Raw genomic sequence first — 20420 nt, 5'->3', positions numbered from 1 at the left:
CGGAGGCGCCTGTGGACCCCATCGACGAAGCGATCATCCGCTGCGTGCAGCAGAACGCGCGGGCCACGTACGCCGAGATCGGCAAAGCCGCCAACCTGTCGGCGTCGACAGCCAAACGACGACTGGACCGGCTCGTCGGCACCGGCGCGATCCGCGGTTTCACGGCCGTTCTCGATCCACAGGTGCTCGCATGGCGGACCGAAGCGTTCGTCGAGGTCTATTGCCGAGACAACCCCACTCCCGCGGAGCTGCGCCGGGCCCTGGAGGGCGTCCCAGAGGTCGTCGAGGCTTGTACCGTTTCCGGTGCTGCGGACGCTGTGCTCCACCTTCTCGCCGAGAGCATCACGCATCTGGAACAGGCCATCCAGCGGGTCCGCGCGACCGAGCCGGTCGAGCGCACGGAGAGCGTTGTCGTTTTGTCCCGGCTGATCAAACGGCCGCATCTGTGACAGCCGTCGACCAGGACCGCCACCGGATTCCGCGGTCGGAGGCCGACGGCCCCTTCGGTGACAGCGGGACGGCCGGACCGTCGACCGTCGGTCTGCGCACGGCCGAGCGGTCGGGCCTGCCTCATGGAGCCGGCGAGGCCGGGCCGAGGGAGGCCGTCACACTCCTCGCCCCGCCCCGCGGTGCCCCAAGCGGCTGCTCACTCGTCGCCGGCGGCGTCTGGGGCACCGAGCCGAGGCACCTGTCCGGCACCCTCGGATCGGCCGGCGGGATCGTCGGACTGGTTTCTGCTCTTCTCCGGCGCCGTGATCGGCGAGTACGTCCTCTCCTTTCAGGTGTATCTCGCGTTGCCGCTGGAGGTACGACGGCTCGTCGTCATCACCCCGGGATCAGGCCCTCGTCGGAGAGCAGTTCGCGCACCTGCGTGAGGCTGGTGTCCGCATCGGGCAGCACCAGATCGGACGGTGTGATCCTTTCGTCCGGCAGCGGCGTGCCGAGGCTGCGTACCGCGTCCAGCAGGGCCGACAGGGCGGCAGTGAACGCGGTCTCGTCGCCCGCGTCCGCGGCCGACTGCAGCGCCGCGTCCAGCTCGTTGAGCCGGTCCAGGTGCTCCTCGGTGATCTCGTACTGGCCTTCGCCGAGAATCCGCATGATCATGACGTTGCCTCCTGGTCCGGCGGTGCCTGCCTGGCCCCGCCGCCCCCCACGGCCGGCGGGCCGGAAGCCGCCGGGAGCTGCGCCTTCATCATGGCCAGTTCCTTGTCCACGTCGCTGCCTGCGGTGACGCGCTCGAGTTCGGCCTGGATGTCGTCACGGCCGGCCGGCAGGGTGGCGTCCTCCAGCGCGCCGGAGGCGAGCAGTTCATCCAGCGCACCGGCGCGGGCCTGCATCTGCTCGGTCTTGTCCTGGGCACGCTGCATCGCCAGACCCACATCGCCCATCTCCTCGCCGATGCCGGTGACGGCCTCGGTGATACGGGTCTGCGCCTCGGCCGCGGTGTAGGTGGCCTTGATCGTCTCCTTGCGGGTGCGGAAGCTGTCGACCTTCGCTTGCAGGCGCTGCGAGGCGAGGGTGAGCTTCTCCTCCTGGTCCTGCAGCGACGCCTGCTGGGTCTGCAGGTCGGTGATCTGGGAGGCCACGGCGGTGCGCCGGGTCAGGGCTTCGCGGGCGAGATCCTCGCGCCCGGCGGCGAGCGCCTGCTGGGCCTGTCCCTCCAGCTTGCCGCCTGACTGCTGCAACTGGCTGATCTGCAAGTCGAGCCGTTTGCGACTGGTGGCCACATCGGCCACGCCGCGCCGTACCTTCTGCAACATCTGGAGCTGCTGCTCGTAGGAGTAGTCCAGGACCTCGCGGGGGTCCTCGGCCTTGTCCAGGGCCTTGTTCGCCTTGATCCGGAACAGGGCGGCGATGCGGTGAGCGATGCTGCTCATTTCGGCCGCCTCCTCTCGACGGGGTGAGGAATCAGCCAGGCCACTCGGCGGACACCTTCAGGCTCCGGTTCGGTGGTCCGGGCCGCAACCGCGATCCCTGGTGTTCAGCCATCCTCGCCCCGCGATACCCAGCGGGGCAGGCACCAGCGGTCCCCCACTCGGGGCCGGTCGGTCCTGCACCGGGTCCGCACCCCAGGAGCAGGCTCGACGAAGCCGACCAGTACCGCTGCGCAGAGTTCTCTGCTCGGCGGCCGGCAGCCTTTTCGGGCCGGCGTTCTGCAGCACCTCGACGTCGCCGACCTGCTCTTCCGCCCCCCTCATGCGCTCACCCACGGCAGCGTGCGTTGCGCGAGGGGTGGCACGGGCGCAGGCTGCTTGATGACCAGGGGAGTCCTTCGATGACCCAGCACCCGCCTATCGCAGAGGTCGATCGTCCGGTCGTCGGCTCGTACCCGACCTGCACCGGCGTCCAGCGCGCGGTCGACTTTCTGTCCGACAGCAAATTCCCGGTGGAACACACCGCGATCATCCGTTCGGACCTCCGTATGGTCGAGACCGTCCTCGGCCGCCTCACACGCGGACGGGCCGCGCAGGCCGGGGCCGGCACCGGCGCCTGGTTCGGGCTGCTGATCGGACTGCTGCTGTCGGTGTTCGCCGCAGGCAACCATCACGTCCTGGTCCTGGTCCTGGTCCTGATGCTGAGCGGTCTGGCCTACTGGGGTGCGACGGCTTCGCCCCTCATTCATCCCGGCCTCACTCGCTGAAGGAGGAGTGACCGTGCAGCACCACGCGGATCGTCACGATCACGAAACGTCCGGACGCGAGGATCCCGGTAAGGAGCGGACCACGGCGGTTCTGGATGTGCGCGGTCTGGCCTGGGCGTCCCAGCAGAGCACCGTCGCCGCTGCGCTGGGCCGGCGGCCTGGCGTACTTCAGGTCGAGGTCAACCCGGTCGCACAATCGGCGACGGTGGCCTTCGATCCGCGGCGTACGTCACTGGCCCAGCTGCGCCGCTGGGTGACCGAATGCGGCTACCACTGCGCGGGCCGATCCGTGCCGTCCCATGTCTGTGATCCGATGGCCGAACCGGACCCTGCTGTCGAAGCCCCTCAAGCGACTCCTGAGAGCCAGGCCGCGCGGGTGGCCGCTCCAGGCGCACCCGCGGGGCAAGCCGGCCACGTCGAGCATGCGGCGGCCGAGGCTCCCGCCGGGGCCGAGGAGATGCCGGCACCGCACGAGATGATGGGGCACGGCGGCCACGAGGCCATGTCGATGGCGGCGATGGTGGCCGACATGCGCAACCGATTCCTCGTGGCGCTGCTGTTCTCGATCCCCATCGTCATCTGGTCGCCGATCGGCGAGGACGTCTTCGGTCTGGACGTCCCTGTGCCTTTCGGGCTGCGCCAGGATGTCTGGGCGCTGCTGCTGAGCCTGCCAGTGATCTTCTACTCGTGCTCGATCTTCTTCGACGGCGCGGTGCGGGCTCTGCGTGCCCGCACCCTGGACATGATGGTGCTGGTCGCGGTCGCCGTCGGCTCCGGCTGGACGTACTCGCTGATCATCACGCTCACCGGGGGCGGCGACGTCTTCTACGAAGCGGCCACCGTGCTGGCCTCGTTCGTGCTGCTCGGCCACTGGTTCGAGATGCGCGCCCGGGGCGGTGCCAACGACGCCATCCGCACCCTGCTCGACCTGGCACCGCCCAAGGCACTCGTCGTGCGGGGCGGTGAGCCGGTGGAGGTGCCCACCGCCGAGGTCGTGGTCGGCGATCTGCTGCTGGTCCGGCCCGGAGCCAAGATCGCCGTCGACGGGACCGTGGAGGAGGGGGAGAGCGAGGTTGACGAGTCGATGGTCACCGGGGAGAGCCTGCCCGTGCACAAAGCCCCCGGCTCGCAGGTCGTCGGTGCGACCATCAACGCCAACGGCACGCTCCGCGTACGCGCCACCAAGGTCGGCTCCGACACCGCCCTGGCACAGATCGTCAAACTCGTCCAGGAAGCCCAGAACTCCAAGGCCCCTGGCCAACGGCTCGCCGACCGGGCCGCGTTCTGGCTGGTCTTCGTCGCCCTGATCGGCGGCGCCGCGACGCTGGCCGTCTGGCTGCTGGCCACCGACCGCTCGCTGGGCACCGCGATGCTGTTCGCCATCACCGTCGTCGTCATCACCTGCCCGGACGCCCTGGGTCTGGCCACCCCTACGGCCATCATGGTCGGCACGGGACTGGGAGCCCGGCGCGGGGTGCTGTTCAAGAACGCCGTCGCCCTGGAGGCATCGGCGGGGATCCAGACCGTGGTCATGGACAAGACCGGCACCTTGACCAAGGGCGAGCCGGAGGTGACCGACCTGATCACCGCCCCGGGAACGGCCGAGGACCAACTGCTGCGGCTGGTCACGGCGGTGGAGCGCGAGTCCGAGCACCCCTTGGCCGAAGCCGTTGTACGGTACGCCGAGAGCCGGGCCGTGACGCCGGTGAGCGCGCGGCACTTCGAGAACGTCCCCGGCCACGGTGCGACCGCGGTCGTCGACGGCCACCGGGTCTCGGTCGGCAACCGCAGACTGGCGATACGCGAAGGCGTCGACCTCGGCCAACTGGCCGCCCGACGCGAGGCGCTGGCCGCCACCGGCCGTACCGTCGTCATCGCCGCCGTCGACGGACAGGCGGCGGGCCTGATCGGCATCGCCGACGCACCCCGGGAGACCTCGGCCGCCGCCGTGGCCGAACTGCACGCCCTCGGTGTCGAAGTGGTCATGCTCACCGGCGACAACCAGGCCACCGCCGAGCGGATCGCGGACCGTCTGGGCATCGACACCGTCATCGCCGAGGTCCTGCCCGGGGACAAGGCGGCCAAGGTGGCCGAACTGCAACGCGGCGGCCGCAAGGTCGCCATGGTCGGCGACGGCGTCAACGACGCACCCGCCCTCGCCCAGGCCGACCTCGGCATCGCCATCGGCGCCGGCACCGACGTGGCCATCGAGACCGCAGACCTCGTCCTGATGCGCTCCGACCCCCTCGACGTGCCGACCGCGCTGCGCATCGGCCGCGGCACCCTGCGCAAGATGCGGCAGAACCTCGGCTGGGCCATCGGCTACAACGCCATCGCCCTGCCCATCGCCGCGGGCGTCTTCGAGCCCGCCCTCGGCCTGGTACTGCGGCCGGAGATCGCCGCGCTGTCCATGTCCGGGTCCAGCATCATCGTCGCCGTCAACGCCCTCGCGCTCAAACGCCTGCACCTCCCCGGTGCAGCACCCTCGCCCACCGACCAACCCCCCAGCGCGGCGGCCGCCCACGCCACCGGCGAGAGAGCCGGGCCCGACATCGGACGCCGCGCCGCCTGACCTCCAGGGCCATGGGCAGGCCGTGGACGACCTGTCCGTCGTACCGAACGGCGCACGAGAGCCCTGAGACAAACAGCAGACAGAGGAGATGGCCAGGGCGGCGGCATCCGCGACCCCGTCTACGGCATGACAGCTGAGGAATCTGCTACCGGGATTCATTCGCAGTGCATTGGGCTTCAGCCCGGTGGTGAAGCGAACATGATGGTTCAGCCGTGACCTCGACGTGGCCACTGAGAACCCCGCTCCGATGCAGGAGATCGTCGCCTCACTCACAGCGGGTCTCAGCGCGCGCGGATGGCGGACCACGCACGTCCAGACTGATCCGCTCAGCGGCCGTTTCCTCGTCACCGATCCGGACACCGGCGAGGAGTGCGAGGTCGACGTCCTCAAGGAGGCGTTCTGGGCTCCGCCCGCCCAGACCCCCTACGGCCCCGTTCTTTCCCTCGACGACGTGATCGGCACCAAGGTCCGTGCCCTCGCCGACCGTGGCACTGTCCGCGACCTCATCGACGTCCAGGCTGCCTCCCGCGATCGTTCCACCGCCGACCTCGAATCCCTGGGCCGCCGTCGCGCTCAGGACGAGTTCAGCCTCGAAGACCTCCGGGACCGGCTCGTGGGCGCGGACTGGTACGAGGATGAGGACTACACCGCGTATGGGCTCACCTCCCGGCAGATCGAAGAACTCAAGGCGTGGGCGCTGGAGTGTGCGGAGGATCCGGGTGGGCGAATTCATGACGAGGACGCCTGAGAGCGGTCACGCGTCCATCCCCTTAGGTTCCGTTTCCACTGCCCGCAGGCAGTAGGGCGACGCGAAGGGGTTGCAGGAGCTGCGCCGCGTGGTCCGGCACGGAACGTCCGGCCTCTCCCTTGGGTTGCGGAGCATCATGCACCCCTCGCGTACGGCGATGGTTATCGGTCACTCGCTGGGACGCGCCGCCACGGCTGAGACCATGTGTGCAGGACTGCCGTTCACCGCCGGAGTAAACCTCGATGGGGCCCTGTTCGGCGAGGGCGTCACGCGTGTCATGGACAGACCTCTGATTGTTGGTAGGGCGGATCGGCCCGACGACCCGCCATGGCTAAGTACCCGGCCTCGCCTCGGGCTGGCATCGATTCGTGCGGCTGATCGGGTCTGAGCACGTCTTCGCTGTCCGCGAGCACCGCAAGCCACCGAGAACCGGTCGCACCCGCCTTTTGAGCTGTGTCTTCAACGAGGGAAAGGCCCAAGACGAACGCACTCGGGCCTCCACCGCGCTTGTTGAATGCGGCGGAGGCCCGAGTGTGATGGAAAAGGGTCAGTGCAGTGCGCCGACCTCGGTCGCCGAGAGGGTCCGTGGGTAGACGTGGACGTCGGCCACGGAGCCGGGGAAGGCCAAGTACGGGCTGGTGGCTGCTGCGCTGTTGACGCAGCCGCCGATGGTCAGCGGCAGCGAGGAGTCGTACTGGGGGCTGAGGTTGGTGGCGGTCCCCATCAGCGTGCCGTTCTGGTAGAGGGCCATTGAACCTGTGCCGGGCTTTCCGGCGATGGGTGCCCGGTAGGCGGCGACGAGGTGGGTCCAGGTGCCGATGGGGCCGGTGTTGGGGTCTCCTTCTGCGGTGGGGAATTCGGAGTTCTCGTCGTTGGTGGTGGTGGTCTGGAACATCCATGCACCACTGGGTTTGTCGTATGAGATGTAGAACGCCTGGTGTTGGGTGGTTCCCTGACAGACGGCGGTGGTGCCGAGAGCTGAGTTGATCTTCACCCAGGCCGAAATGGTGTAGTCACTGGCGGTGTTCACCGCGCTCTGCTTGCTCTTGAGGAAGCCGGTGCTGCCATCGAACGCGACGCTGCCGGCGCCCCCGCTCGGCGCGTCAGTGCCGAACGTCGCGCTGCCGGCAGTGGTGAGGGGGTTGAGGGTGGCGGTGTCGCTGCCGTTGGCGGCGAGCTTCCACTCGTCTTCGGGCATGCCGTTGTCCCAGCCTGCCGGCACGATCACGCTGTTCGCGCTGGCTTGGCTCGCCTGCATCGCGTATGGGTAGACGTGGACGTCGGCCACCGAGCCGGGGAAGGCGGCGTACGGACTGGTCGTGTCGACGCTGTTGATACAGCCGCCGATGGTGAGGGGCAGGGAGGAGTCGTACTGGGGGCTGAGGTTGGCGGCGGTCCCCATCAGGCTGCCGTTCTGGTAGATCGACATCACGCCCGTGTTGGAGTCACCGTCGACCGGGGCCGTGTAGGTGACCAAGAGATGGGCCCAGGTGCCGATGGCACCGGTGTTGCTGTCGCCTTCCGCGGTGGGGAAGCCTGCGCCGGCGTCGTTGGTCGTGGTGGTCTGGAACATCCAGCCCTTGTTACCGCTGTCATAGCCGATGTAGAACGCCTGATGCTGGCTTGTGCCTTGACAGATGGCGGTGGCGTCAACAGCAGAGTTGATCTTCACCCAGGCGGAGACGGTGTAGTCACCGGCGGTGTTGACGGCGGTGTGGTCGCTCTCCAGGAATCCGGTTTTGCCATCGAATGACGCTGTACCGGTACCGGCGTTGACCGCGTCCGGCCCGTCGGGGCTGAAGGTCGCGCCGCTGAGCGCGGTGAGCGGATTGTCTCCGTTGCTGTCGGAGCCGTTGGCGGCCAGCTCCCAATCGTCCTCGGGGGTGTCACTGCCCGTGGCGAGTGGAACCACCAGGTTCGGCGCGATGCCGACCACAGTGTTCGTGTCGTTGAGGTACCGGTCGGCGAGGTCGGTGTAGTAGGCGTTGGACGGGTTGATGCCGGACAGGTCGGCTGCTTTCACAGTTGAGGAGGTGGCTGTGCCGTCCGTGGAGACCGCAGCGGCGAAGTCGATGACCTGACTCGGGAAGTTGTCGAGGAGGTAGCTGTTCACCTGTTCACGCGCGGATTCCTGGGTTGCCGTGCCCGGGTGGGCAGCGGTGAAGGGCGGGATGGTGGCGAGGTAGACGGTGATGTTGGAGTTCTGGGTGATCGGCTGACCGGAGGTGTCGTAGGTCTGGCTGTCGTCGGTGCTGTACCAGCTCAGCTGGCTGTTGAGGGAGGCCAGCCCGTTCTCGACGTTGACGGCGCAGGTGCTGGCGTCGCTGGTGCAGTTGAGCAGGTCGGCGGTGCCGGTGGAGACGAGGACGGTGCGCACGTTCCCCTGGGCCAGCACGTTGCGGTCCACGGGGTTGAGCGAGTTTTTCGGGGTGGCGCTGTTGGTGATCTGAGGGAGCAGGTTGTTGCTGAGGCTGCTGCTGTTGGTGCCCGCGTTGAGGACGCCGTAGTCCACGGAGTTGTCACCGTTGGAGTCGCTGACCAGGGCACTGGTGATGGCGTCGCTGAGGTGGTGCTGGCCGTCGCTGTTTGCGGTGTCCGCGTTGACGCTCTGATCGCCGTAGAGGACGAGCGAGCCGGTGGGGGTAGCGGTGGGGGTGGTGACGTCGATGCCGGCGAGGTAGGGCAGACCGGTGTAGGTGGTCTGCGTGAAGTTGGTTGCGGCGGTGTCGGTGGTGCGGTTGGCGGCGTCGCTCGTCCAGACGGGGGTCTGGGCCGTGGCGTGGCCGGGCATGGCGGGCACCGAACCGTGCACCTGCAGGCTGACCAGGACGGTCGCCTGCTGTGCGACGGCCAAGGTGACCGGGTCGCTGGTGGCGTCGCCGCCTGCGGGGATAGTGACGGAGGCGGAGCCGCCGAAGGCCAGCGCCGTCGGTGCTGCGGCCGCGGTGGCTCCGCCCGCAGTGGTGTTCTGTAGTGCGACGGATGCGGCGTCGAAGGTTACCGGGGTGGTGCCCATGGCGTTGGACAGGCGGATGCGCACTCCGTTGCCGTCATCGGTACCGACACTGACGTGTGCGGGGATACGGAGCGTCTGTCCGTTGACGGTGGCGGTGCTGCCGCTGGACAGTTGCACCTTGGCGGTGTCCTGGACGGAAGCCCAGGTGCCGACCCAGTGCCTGGCGCTCGGTCCGCTGCCGGTGAGGGCCGTCGGCCGCACACCCAGTCCGAGGACGTGCAGGGCGGGCTGGCCGGCCTGGACGCCGTTGGTGAACAGCGGTAGGGAGATGCTGCTGATGACCGAGCCGGGGCATTGGAGCGGGACGCTGATGGCGTAGATCTTCGGGCCGGAGGCCGGGCTGTTCTGGGTGTTGTTGCTGTGGTTCTCGTGGGCGAGGGTGATCGCGGCCGCGGAGGCCGGTCCGGAGAGCCAATCGGGCACGGTGTCCAGCTGGTAGTCCTGGTCGGCTGGATCGCCGCTCAGGCAGTTGTCCTTGGCGTACGTGAGGGTGCCCTTGGCGCCTTTGGCGGGACCGCCGGTGGAGAAGGCGAGGAAGACCACGGCGTCGCCGGTGTTCACCGCGCCGCTTCCCGGCAGAGCGATGGTCTGCCCGGAGGCCAACATGTTGTCGTACGTGCCAGTGCCGAACTTCGGCAACGTGATGGTGGCGCCGTCGACGGTTACCGTCTTGTCGCTCTGCCAGCCCGACGTGGTCGTGAGGTCGGCGGAGTTGATGCTGTTGCCGGAGCCGTCGGCATCGGCCGGACTGGTCGTGGTGGTGAACGTGCTCGTGGCCGTGTTGTTCCGGCAGGCGCTGGTGGCGTTGATCGCGCAGGTCAGCGCCGGCCCGAGGCGCAGCACGTCGATGCCGGCCTGGTAGCCGGACGAGCCGGAGTTTTTGCCGCTCAGGGTCAGAGTGAGTGTGTGCACGCCCTGATTGAGGGTGAGCAGTTGGCTGCCGACCTTGGGGATGCCGAGGTTGACGAACTGGGTGGTGGTGTAGGAGTTGTAGGCGTCGAATCCGTTGATCAGCGTGGACTGCGTGCTCTTTCCTGCGTCCAGTACCAGGTGGTATATCCCGTAGTCCTTGCCCTTGGTCAGATTGACTCCGAAGCTCCAGGGGCCGTCCTTGGGGATGTCGAAGCTGAAGGTGGCGCTGTCGCTGCTGACGACCTTCGAGGTGCTCGTCTTGTTGGCGAGCATGGCCTGGTAGCCGTCGGCGAACTCGTAGCCGCTGCCGGCGGCCTGGCTGATCAGCTGGCCGCCGGTGCTGGTGGTCGTCGCCTTGGGCACTGCGGTGGTGGTGCCGTCGGTGTTGGTCGCGGTCCAGCCGCTGATCATCTTGTCGCCGTAGGCGTACGTCGGGGTGCTGGTGCCGGCGTAGAAGGTGTAGGCCGTCTGGGAGACGGATGTCGAGCCGGCCTGGTCCACCGCCTTGGCGTACAGCGTGTGGGGGCCCACCACGCCCGGGGCGAAGGCGGGGGAGGCGCTGCCGTTGATGACAGAGGTGCCGGTGCCGGGTCCGTTGTCGGAGGTGGCGTAGTAGATCTTGTTCTGTGCGATCTTCGTGCCGGCTACCAGATGGGTGACGCCGCTACTGGTGTACACCGTGCTGCCGAGAGTGGCGTCCAGCGAGAACAGGTAGCCGGTGATGTTGTTGGTGTGGTTGTTGCCCAGGACGAAGGTGCCCTGGTCGCCGAAGGCGGCGCCGATCTGCTTGGCGGGGAATTGGCTGGAGGTCACGGTGGGGGAGGGCGGGGCGCTGGTGTCCACGGTGAAGGTCTGGGTCTTGGTCCAGATGCCGGATCCGGTGCCGGCCCAGTAGCCTGCCGCGTTCTGGGCCGTGGCTTTCCAGGTGTAGGTGCCGTCCGGCAGGCTCGGTGTCGTCCAGTCGCTGCCGTTGGTGTTGTACCGTGCGCGCTTCTTGGAGTCGAGGTTCGGCCCGAAGCCTTGGTGCACCAGAGTGCCCGAAGCGTTGTAGACGTTGTACTCGATACGCAGGAGCTCGCTGCCGCCGGCGAGGTCGGGGTCGACCGCGCGGGCCGAGAGTGTCGGGGTGTGGGTGGTGGTCATCGTCTTGCCCGAGCTGACGATGGAGGGCTTGACGGCGGGCGTGCCGGTGCCGTTCTTGAGCTTGGGGCGGTAGCTGTAGGTGACCGAGAGGGTGGCACCGCCGCCGTAGGCGAGCTGCTTCCACTGGGTGGCGTCGTTCATGTTGGGCGACTGGACCATCAGCGTCATGCTGCTCCAACTGCCTGCGGCGGCGCTCACCGCTCGGGAGGTGACGTTGAATTCGAGTGAAGGCGGGCTGACCCAGGAGTTGGAACCGTTGGTGACGGGGCAGGTGCCGGCCTCGTGGCTGACGGGGTTGGTGCCGAGTGCGGCTGTGCGCCCGCCGGGTTCATGGCCCCAGTACAGCGAGGTGGAGCTCCACCCCGCGGGGCGGTCGGTGCCGTAGACGGCGGCCGGGGTGTCGGAGCAGGATGCGGCGGAGAGCTGCTTCACGTACAGCGAGGCGTGGCTGACCACGGCGCCTTTGATGCCGCTGGTGTTGATCTGGTAGTAGGTGCGGGCCCGTTCGCCGTTTCCGGGGGTGTTGTTGTCCCACCCTTCCCGGGCGTTGGTCGCTCCCGTGGTGGATGTGGAGTTGTAGACATTCCACCCGTTGTCGGAGATGCGGGCCCAGTCGAGTTGGGAGGGCCTGCCACTCCATTCCGGGTCCACGTAGACCGGGTAGGTGGTGGTTTTGGCGGTGAGCAGGGATTTGTCCAGGCCGAGCAGCTGCTTGCCGTCTTTGAGGGTCACATGGACCTGGGCGCGGTGTTTGCCGACCCTGGCGGCTGCCGCGTGTTCGGCCCGGGCGGCAGAAGTGGTCGCCGTGCGGGCGAGGGCAGTGGCGCCGGCTTTCTGCTCGCTGCCCGTGCTGTCCCACATCAAAGCGGTGTCACTGTGGAACACCGTCTTGCCGGTTTCCTTGTCAGTAGCGTGCACGCCGCCGTTCGAGGTGGTGGCCAGCTTGAGGTTGGCCGAGGTGGTCTTCCACTCGAGGCTTTGCAGTCGTGGATCGGCTGCGGCTTTCGGGGTTTTGAGGACCATGATCGAGGAGTAACCGGAGGCGTCCGCGGTCAGCTGGAGGTCGACTCCGGGAAATACCTCCGGGTAAGTGGCGGTGTCATTGGATACCACCGGATCGGGCAGCGCCCCTGGCCAGGAGAAGGCCAGCCTGTCCACCCCGCTGCGCAGCGTGACCAGCTCGCCGGAGCCGCCGCCGGAGAAGGCCACGTCCGTAACTGCGGCCTTGGGCGCCCAGGTCCCGTCCGCACGCCGCACCAGGGAGGTGTCGACAGGGACCCATTTTCCTTGTTGCCGCACACGCTGCGGCATCGAGGAGTCTGTCCGCGTGAAGGTGCCGTCCGGGTTGGCGACCACCTGGGTCCCGGTGTCGGTGAGTTGGTCGATGGTCACCGGCGTGCCGGTCGCCTTTGCCTGCGCGGAGGCGGACTCCGTTGGGTTGAGGCGCTTGGCGGCGGTTGACTGGGCGCGGTCACTCGGCGAAGTGGCCTGGTGTGATGGGGTCGGCGCACCGGACGCGGCGTGCGCCGGCGCCGTAGCGGCCAGCCATCCGGCAGCCAAGGCTGCGACGACGGCAGCGGCGACCGGCCTTGAGCCGGGGCGTCTGGACGCGCGCCCGGTTTTGTGAGGTAGGGACATCGACGTTGGGGTCCTTCGCGGGTTCCATGCGGTTCCCCCCGTGGGCCCCGCGCCGCTGTGCATTCTGTGTGGCCGGTGTGTGCGGGGTCCATCGTCGATGGATTGCCAACTGCCCGTCTGCGGTTCGCTTTTGACGCATTAGAGTCAACTTGCGTTCTGGGTTGGGCAATTTCTTTGTTCTCCCTGTGGAGATACTTTGCGTATCGGGCCGATTTCAGGCCGTAGCGTGATCGCCCGGCGGGGGACTTGATCGACGTGTGCCCTCGGTTTGGCGTGCACTCAAATCGCCCAAGTCGCAGAAGACTTGGGCGGTAGGGGGCCCGGGGGAGGGGACGCACAGCATGGTCCGGATTTTGGGGTGGAGACGCGGTCGAGCGGCCTGGGCTGGCCGGAGGGTTCGCCGCACGGCAGTGGTGACGGCCGGTGTCTTGGTGGTGGGCCTGCTGCCCGTCGGCGTGGCCACGGCTGCCTCTGCGGTGACGCCGCCCGCGGCGGTTCCCGCCGCTCCGCACAACAAACGGGTTCCCTTGGCCCGGCCCTGGCCCAAGCGGACTTCATCACCCAAGGCTTTCAAGCACTTTGACCCCAGCGGACACACGAAGCTCCCCGCGCCGGGCACCGCCGTGGTGACCCTGCCCAATGCGGCTGCCTCCGCGAGCCTGAGCGCCAAGGCGGCTCAGGCACGGGCCGGAAACCTGCCCGTCCTGCTCGGTGCTGCCGCGGGTCCACAGCCCCGGTCAGCCGCTGTCATCGGGTCGCAGCGGGTACGGGTGACGATGCTGGCCCAGAAGTCCGCGCGCGCGGCCGGTGTCCACGGTGTGCTCTTCACGCTGCAGCGCACCGGCCTGGGGAGCGGGAAGGTCGCGTTGCGAGTGGACGACTCGTCGTTCCGCTACGCCTTCGGCGGTGACTTCGCCTCGCGCCTGCACCTGGTTCAGCTGCCTGCTTGCGCGCTGACCACGCCAGAGCTGGCCAAGTGCCAGGCGCAAACTGCGGTGCGCACGGCCCCTGGAACGCGGCTGTCGGCGCAGGTCACCGTTCCCGGCCCAAGTGTGGCAGCGTCGGGTGCCGCCAACTCCGCCCCATCAGTGGCGGCGTCGTCCGGCACCATGGTTGTTCTGGCCGCGACTGCGGGCGCCTCTGGCTCATCCGGTGACTACTCGGCGACCAGTCTGGCACCGGGTGGCTCCTGGTCGACCTCGGGGAACACCGGCTCGTTCACCTACAGCTACCCGATCGCGGTGCCTCCGGCGCTCGGCGGAGCGGCCCCGAATGTGGACCTGTCGTACAGCTCCGCCAGCCAGGACGCGCGCACCGAGGGGACGAACAACCAGTCCTCGTGGCTGGGTGACGGCTGGAGCTCGACGGACAACTACGTCGAGCGCACCTACAAGTCGTGCCGCGACGACTCCTCCTCCGGCGCGCCGAAGAACGACGGCGACGAGTGCTGGGCGGGACAGATACTGACCCTGTCACTGAACGGCACGTCCACCACCCTCGTCTACGACGACGCGACCAAGACCTTGCGCCCCGCCGAGGACAACTCCACCACCAAGATCGAGGACCTGAGCAACGGCACGAACGGCACCAAGAACGGGGAGTACTTCAAGGTAACCGAGGGCGGGGTGCAGTACTTCTTCGGCCTCAACCGCCTGCCGGGCTGGTCTAGCGGCAAGGACGAAACCAAGTCCGTCTGGACAGTGCCGGTGTACCACGCGCACAGCGGCGTGTCCGACTGCCCGGACATCACAGACTTCGCCTCCACCGCCTGCACGCTGGGCTACCGCTTCAACCTGGACTACGCCGTGGACCTGCACGGCAACGCCACCGCCTGGTACTACGCCCCGGAGACCGGCTACTACGGCGCGGACATGAAGGACGCCGCCGTGGCCTACACCCGCGGCGGCAACCTGTCCCGCATCGACTACGGCATGACCGCCACAACGATCTACTCCGGCACGGCACCGGAGCAGATCATGTTCGACGCCTCCGCCGAACGCTGCATCGCCGGCACGCCCTCCGGCAACACCTGCGCGGACAGCCAGTTCACGACCGCCAACGCCGCGTACTGGCCAGACGTACCGGTCGACCTGAACTGCACCTCGAGCTCGTCGAGCTGCACCAACCACGGTCCGAGCTTCTGGTCGCGAAAGCGCCTGACATCGATCACCACCCGCATCCAGACCGGCGGGGTGACCCAGCAGGTCGACAAGTACAGCTTCACCCAGTCCTTCCCCGACGGCGGCGACCACGCCCCCACCCTGTGGCTGGACTCCATCCAGCACACCGGCCTGGACACCCTCGGCGGTGCATCGGGCAGCACCTCCACGCCGGCAGTGAACTTCGACCCGCCGCTGCAACTGCCCAACCGGGTCGGGACGATCCCGCAGATGCCGTTGATGTACCACGACCGCATCCAGACGGTCACCACCGAAACCGGCTCCCAGACCACCGTCACCTACGACCGGCCCAACTGCTCCAGCGCCCCGGCCAGTGACCCCAACGACCCGTCGGACGCCGCCGCCAAGACGTTCGCGTCGACCAATACGCTCTCCTGCTTCCCCGTGTACTGGACACCCGACGGGCAGCCGGCGCCGTGGATGGACTGGTTCTACAAATACAAGGTCACCGCGGTCGTAACCGAAGACACACACAACTCCTACCAGGACGGCACCGAGCCCAAGCTCGAAACGGACTACACCTACAAGGGCAACCCCGGCTGGCACTACGACGACAACGAGGTCGTCAAAGCCAAGAACCGCACCTGGGGCCAGTTCCGCGGCTACCCCGAAGTGGACGTCACCACCGGCGACCCGAACGTCTTCCACAAGAACAACGGCACCAACGTCTACGACCAGAAAACCCTGAACAAGACCTACTACTTCCTGGGCATGAACGGCGACACCCTGCCCGGCGGCAAAACACGCTCAGTGCCGGCGCTGACCAGCCAGGACAGCACCGTCACCGTGGCGGACAACAATGCACTGGCCGGGAAGGTCTTCGAGTCCGACACCTACGCCAGCGCAACCGGCAGCCTGAACACAGCCACCGTCACCGTGCCCACGATCCTCGGGCCCACGGCCTCCCGGTCCCGCAGCGGCCTGGCGGACCTCACCGCCCAGATGGTCCGCACCGCCAAAAGCCTCACCCGGCAGGCGGTCTCCTACGGCTGGCGCAAGACCGAGACCGACACCTTCTACAACACCACCCTGGGCAAGCCGACCACCGGCATGCCCATACAGGTCGACGACCGCGGCGAAACCGCCGACAGCAACAACGTCACCAATTGCACGTACAACCGCTACGTCACCGGCAGCGTGGACACCCTCGTGCTGCCTGCCGAGACCATCGCCACCGACCAGGACTGTTCCGCAGCCGGAGCGACTCCCAGCGGCACACTGATCTCCGACGTCCGCACCTCCTACGACGCCAACCCCTTCACCCACGACGGAGACGGCCAGCACAACCCCACGCTTCCCAAGACCGGTGACGTCACCCTGGTCCAGAAAGCGTCCGCTGCCACCGGCGCCACCGCGACCGCCTTCATCGACGAGTCCTCGGTCAGCTATGACGGCTACGGCCGCGTCACACTGACCACACGCACGCCCCACTCCACCGCCCCCAACGGCGCCAGCCTGTCCCAGAACACCGCCACCGGTTACACGCCGGCCACCGGAGAACTCCCGACAGGCATCGTCACCGCCACTCAGGTCACCCCCGGAGCCACCTGCACCACCGCGACCACGAGCTCCAAGGACTGCCAGGTCTCCAGCAGCACCATGGACCCGGCCCGCGCCCAGCCCACCGCCCAGACAAACGTGGCCGGCCGACTCACTTCACTTACCTACGACGCGCTCGGCCGCCTCACTGGGGCGTGGCTGCCCAACGAGAGCAAGATCAACGGCGCCCCCGCGAACACCACCTACACCTACAGCCTGTCCCAGACAGGACCCTCGATCGTTGCCGCCAACTCCCTCCTGGACAACGGCAGCTACGCGACCAGCGAAACTCTGTACGACGCCATGCTGCGCCCCTTGCAGACGCAGGCGACCGCAGAGAACTCGAGCACGACGGTCAGTGACACTCAGTACGACTCGCACGGCTGGACCGTCCTCACCAACAACGCCTACAACGTCGCAGGCAGCCCCCGCAGCGTCCCAATCCCCGTCTTCCAGGTGACCATCCCCGACACCACCGTCGCCGAACACGACGGAATGGGCCGCCCCGACCTGGTCACCGAGGAGCACAACGGCCTCAAGACCTGGACCACGACCACCGCCTACACCGGAGACAAGACCACCGTCCTCCCTCCCAAGGGCGGCGTGGCCACCACCACAGTCGTCAACGCACGCGGCCAGAGCACCGAACTCGACCAGTACACGTCCGCCCCCGCCCTCTCCGGCACCGCTGGCAACGGGTTCACCGCCACCGGCGGCACCACCTCGCCCACCGCCTACGGCTACGACGCTGCTGGGCAGCAGCACCAGGTCACCGGCCCCGACCAGACGGTATGGACGTTCAACTACGACCTGCTCGGGCGCAAGACGTCCCAGAACGACCCCGACGTGGGCAAGAGCAGCTACGGCTACGACGACGCAGGCAACCTCGTGTCCACCACCGACGACGCAAAGCAGACCGAACTCGACTACACCTACGACCTCCTGGGCCGCAAACTCACCGGCAGCGACAAGTCAAAGGGCAGCTTCCAGTTCGCCTCGTGGCTCTACGACACCAAGCGCATCGGCCTGCCGACCTCATCGACCCGTTACGTCCAGGGCACCACTGGCGGCTACACGGTCGCCACCACCGGCTACACCGCCCTCGGCAAGCCGACCGGCACGACGATCACCCTGCCGGCCTCCGAGGCACCTCTGCCGTCGACCTACACGACCACCTACAGCTACACCATCAACAACCAGCTGCTACAGACACAGAGCGACCCACGTACCCAGGGGCTGACGAGCGAGGGCATCACCTACGACCACGACGTACTGGGCAACCCGACGCAGACGAGCAGCAGCGCCAACGTCTACGTCGCGGCGACCGTCTACACGGACTTCGGTGCGCTGTCCCAGGTTACTCAGGGTGCCTCGACCAACCCGGCGACGACCGTTTACGGCTACGACGACCAGACCCTCCGGCTGAAGGAACGCGTCATCAGCCGGACCCAGGCACCCGGCCCGACAGTCGATGACACCAAGTACACCTACGACGCCGCCGGCAATCCGACCTCCACCACGGACCAGCAGTCGGAAACCGGCAACACCGTCACCGACCAGCAGTGCTACAACTACGACGCCCTCGACCGGCTCACCGACGCTTGGACGGCCAACGACGACTGCTCCGCCAACCCGCCCACGGCCGCCACCCTCACCACAACGCCCGGCTCCTACTGGCAGTCCTTCAGCTACGACGCCATAGGCAACCGTCACCAGAGCGTCGACCACGCCATCGGCAGCTCCGGCACCAATGCCACCACCACCTACACCAACGGGTGCACCGCCAACTGCAACGCCACCGGCATCCAGCCCCACACCCTCACCGCCACCACCGGCGGCACCAATCCCACGACCTTCGGCTACGACGAAAACGGCAACCTTCACACCCGCACGCCCACCACCGGACCAGGCCAGACCCTGACCTGGGACGACGAAGGCCACCTGGCCCAAGTGGACACGGGCGGCTCCAAACCCACGACCACCAAATACCTCTACGACGCCGACGGCAACCAACTCATCCGCCGCGACCCCGGACAGGCCACCTTCTTCGCCGGCGACACCCAGATCGTCGTCAACACCAGCGTCACCCCCAACGTCCTCCTCGGCGCCCTCCGCACCTACACCCACGGCGGCGCCGGGACCCCCGTGGCCGTCCGCTCCAGCCTCACGGGCGGGGGACTGAAGTACCTGTTCAACGACCCACACGGCACCGCGACCCTCGCGATGGACACCACCACACAGAAAGTCGCCCGACAGCAGTACACCCCCTATGGCCAGCAACGAACCAGCGCCAACACCACCACCTGGCCCGACCCCACCCGCTCATTCCTCGGCAAACCCCAGGACACCACCACCGGCTACACCGACATCGGCGCCCGCAAGTACGACCCCACCCTGGGCCGCTTCATCAGCGCCGACCCCCTCCTCCAGCCGACCAGCCCGCAGTCACTCGGCGGCTACACCTACGCCGACGACAACCCCGTCACCACTTCAGATCCCACGGGACTGTGCCCCGACATCGACTGCCCGACCCGCCCCGACCCGAACGCCGAGAACACCACACCGGGACACGCACCGGGCCCCAGGAGGAACTCCGGGAACTACCAAGCAGCCCTCGACCAGGGCAACGTTCTCAGCCCCGCTTTTCACAAGAAATACATGGAGATCTACCCGCAGGTCTTCATCCCCCGCAAATGGAAATACGCAAATCAGTTCGCCAAGATCTTCAATCAAGAGACCGACACTGCGTGCCGGGACTTCGGCTGGGACTGCCTGTCCAACCCGCAGGACGCTACAGAAGCCGAGGCCGACCAGCACATCATTACCCACCTGAAATTTTTGAGCTGCATGGCGCTCGGACACGGAAAGGGCTGCCTGGGCAATACTGGTACCTCTGTCGGGGTGGCCGCAGCGGCGATATTCGCACTCACAGGAGGTGCCGGCGAGGGCCCTGGCGGTGGCGGAGGTGCTAGGGGCGGGGGCCCCGGTCACGAACCAAACGGGCCTGGCCTTAGGACGGCATCGGAAGCCGCTATCAGCCCGAATGATGCCAAGCGAATTCAGAATGCCGCTGATAAAGCAGGGCAGCCAATCATTGTGGTCGGTAGTCGTGCGAACGGAACGCCCAACCCGACATCGGATTGGGATTACATCCTGTCAGGTCCGTCCAGAACTCGTCACAGCGTCAAGAATTCGCTGCCGAGAGGTACGGGTGACGGTGAAGGGAGTGGGCGGGGTAGAGACTTCTGGCAGAACTACAATCCGAACCGCCCAGACTACGCGGAGCTGGACCCAAGCAGGCCGTACGTTGTATTTGAGCCACGGAGCAGGTGAGCGCGTGCGAGCGTCAGAGCGGATCATCAACGAGGTTGCCCAAGGACTCCGAAGCCTGGAGGATGCTGTGGCCTGGTTCTCTTCGCTAGAGCAGGTTGAACGGAGGGCGGTGCTGCACGAGGTTGTTCGTTACTCCATGCAGGCCCATGCGACAGTGAACGACGCGCGTGATGGACTGCTGCGATCCGGCGTCAAGCCGACCATGACCCCGGCAGTGTTGATTGTTCGAGAACCGATTCTCGAACAAATGGGGAAGATTATAAATCTGCCCCCCAGTGAGTGCGTGAAGTCCTTCCGTATCCTCTTGTCCACGTTCGCTGTGGCTGACGCGCGGCGAAGGGAAACGGAGTGCCGCGGAACTTGTAGCCACGCCTGGCACAACCTGTCGTAGGCGTCGACGTTCCCCGGTGCCTCAGAGGGAGCGTTGCCGGGGATTTCTGAGTTCGTTGTACGCGCATTGGGAGCCCCTGCCGAGTCGGTACTCGGCGAGGGCTCCTGGGCGTTTGACGGCAACGTCAGTGGACGAGTGCCCAGGTGGATCGTCAGTCGGTTCCTCGGTCCGTTCAGGGCGCTTGTGGAGGCAGTCGATGGCTTACTGGCCCTAACCTCGATCTTTCTTGACGGTCCACCGACGGAGTCGGCGGACCGTTTCGCTTTCGGTGGCTGAGGGCGGGCAGGCCGCTAGCCCGAGTGTCGCC

The 20420-nt window shown here is 67.4% G+C and carries 8 protein-coding genes and 1 pseudogene; 6 read left to right on the top strand and 3 right to left on the bottom strand.

Features of this window, described 5'->3' with window-relative positions; all coding sequences use genetic code 11:
* Nucleotides 1–11 precede the first annotated feature (11 nt).
* Nucleotides 12–449 (top strand): Lrp/AsnC family transcriptional regulator, encoded by a 438-nt coding sequence (locus tag IE239_RS35440; protein WP_190153595.1) that lies wholly within the window; start codon nt 12–14, stop codon nt 447–449.
* 376 nt (nt 450–825) lie between these two features.
* Here IE239_RS35440 and pspAA read toward each other — a convergent pair whose 3' ends face one another.
* Entirely contained in the window at nt 826–1104 is a 279-nt protein-coding gene (gene pspAA, locus IE239_RS35435; protein ID WP_190153594.1) for a PspA-associated protein PspAA, read from the bottom strand.
* Nucleotides 1101–1877: a PspA/IM30 family protein gene (locus IE239_RS35430; protein ID WP_190153593.1), complete on the bottom strand. Its 777-nt coding sequence runs from the start codon at nt 1875–1877 to the stop codon at nt 1101–1103. Before IE239_RS35430 ends, pspAA begins: the two co-directional genes overlap by 4 nt.
* A 398-nt stretch (nt 1878–2275) precedes the next feature.
* Between IE239_RS35430 and IE239_RS35425 the strand changes: the two genes are divergently transcribed.
* From IE239_RS35425 to IE239_RS35415, 3 genes and pseudogenes are all read left to right on the top strand, one after another.
* Nucleotides 2276–2641 carry a YflT domain-containing protein gene (locus IE239_RS35425; protein ID WP_268254554.1) on the top strand — a complete coding sequence of 122 codons (366 nt, stop codon included), beginning with the start codon at nt 2276–2278 and terminating at the stop codon, nt 2639–2641.
* Nucleotides 2598–5213 carry a heavy metal translocating P-type ATPase gene (locus IE239_RS35420; RefSeq protein WP_373308194.1) on the top strand — a complete coding sequence of 872 codons (2616 nt, stop codon included), beginning with the start codon at nt 2598–2600 and terminating at the stop codon, nt 5211–5213. The genes IE239_RS35425 and IE239_RS35420 overlap by 44 nt, the downstream gene beginning before the upstream one ends.
* A 208-nt stretch (nt 5214–5421) precedes the next feature.
* Nucleotides 5422–5961 (top strand): annotated as a pseudogene (locus IE239_RS35415) (nucleotidyl transferase AbiEii/AbiGii toxin family protein); the annotation flags it as partial.
* A 547-nt stretch (nt 5962–6508) separates the two neighbouring features.
* Here the strand turns inward: IE239_RS35415 and IE239_RS43055 are convergent.
* On the bottom strand, nt 6509–12424 hold the full coding sequence (locus IE239_RS43055) for a LamG-like jellyroll fold domain-containing protein (RefSeq protein WP_268254553.1): 5916 nt from the start codon (nt 12422–12424) through the stop codon (nt 6509–6511).
* An 872-nt stretch (nt 12425–13296) separates the two neighbouring features.
* Between IE239_RS43055 and IE239_RS35405 the strand changes: the two genes are divergently transcribed.
* Nucleotides 13297–19722: an RHS repeat domain-containing protein gene (locus IE239_RS35405; RefSeq protein WP_190153591.1), complete on the top strand. Its 6426-nt coding sequence runs from the start codon at nt 13297–13299 to the stop codon at nt 19720–19722.
* Nucleotides 19607–20113 carry a DUF5958 family protein gene (locus tag IE239_RS43395; protein WP_352306686.1) on the top strand — a complete coding sequence of 169 codons (507 nt, stop codon included), beginning with the start codon at nt 19607–19609 and terminating at the stop codon, nt 20111–20113. Before IE239_RS35405 ends, IE239_RS43395 begins: the two co-directional genes overlap by 116 nt.
* The last annotated feature ends 307 nt before the right edge of the window (nt 20114–20420 follow it).

The sequence above is a fragment of the Streptomyces humidus genome (genome assembly GCF_014649655.1).
GTDB lineage: Bacteria > Actinomycetota > Actinomycetes > Streptomycetales > Streptomycetaceae > Streptomyces > Streptomyces humidus.
The sequence above is the reverse complement of the archived record's forward strand: the minus strand, read 5'-3'. Positions and strand labels throughout refer to the sequence as shown.

What these genes read in the sequence shown, in the direction of transcription:
- pspAA (WP_190153594.1), bottom strand. Translation starts at nt 1,104, where the DNA reads ATGATCATGCGGATTCTCGGCGAAGGCCAGTACGAGATCACCGAGGAG.
- IE239_RS35430 (WP_190153593.1), bottom strand. Translation starts at nt 1,877, where the DNA reads ATGAGCAGCATCGCTCACCGCATCGCCGCCCTGTTCCGGATCAAGGCG.
- IE239_RS35425 (WP_268254554.1), top strand. Translation starts at nt 2,276, where the DNA reads ATGACCCAGCACCCGCCTATCGCAGAGGTCGATCGTCCGGTCGTCGGC.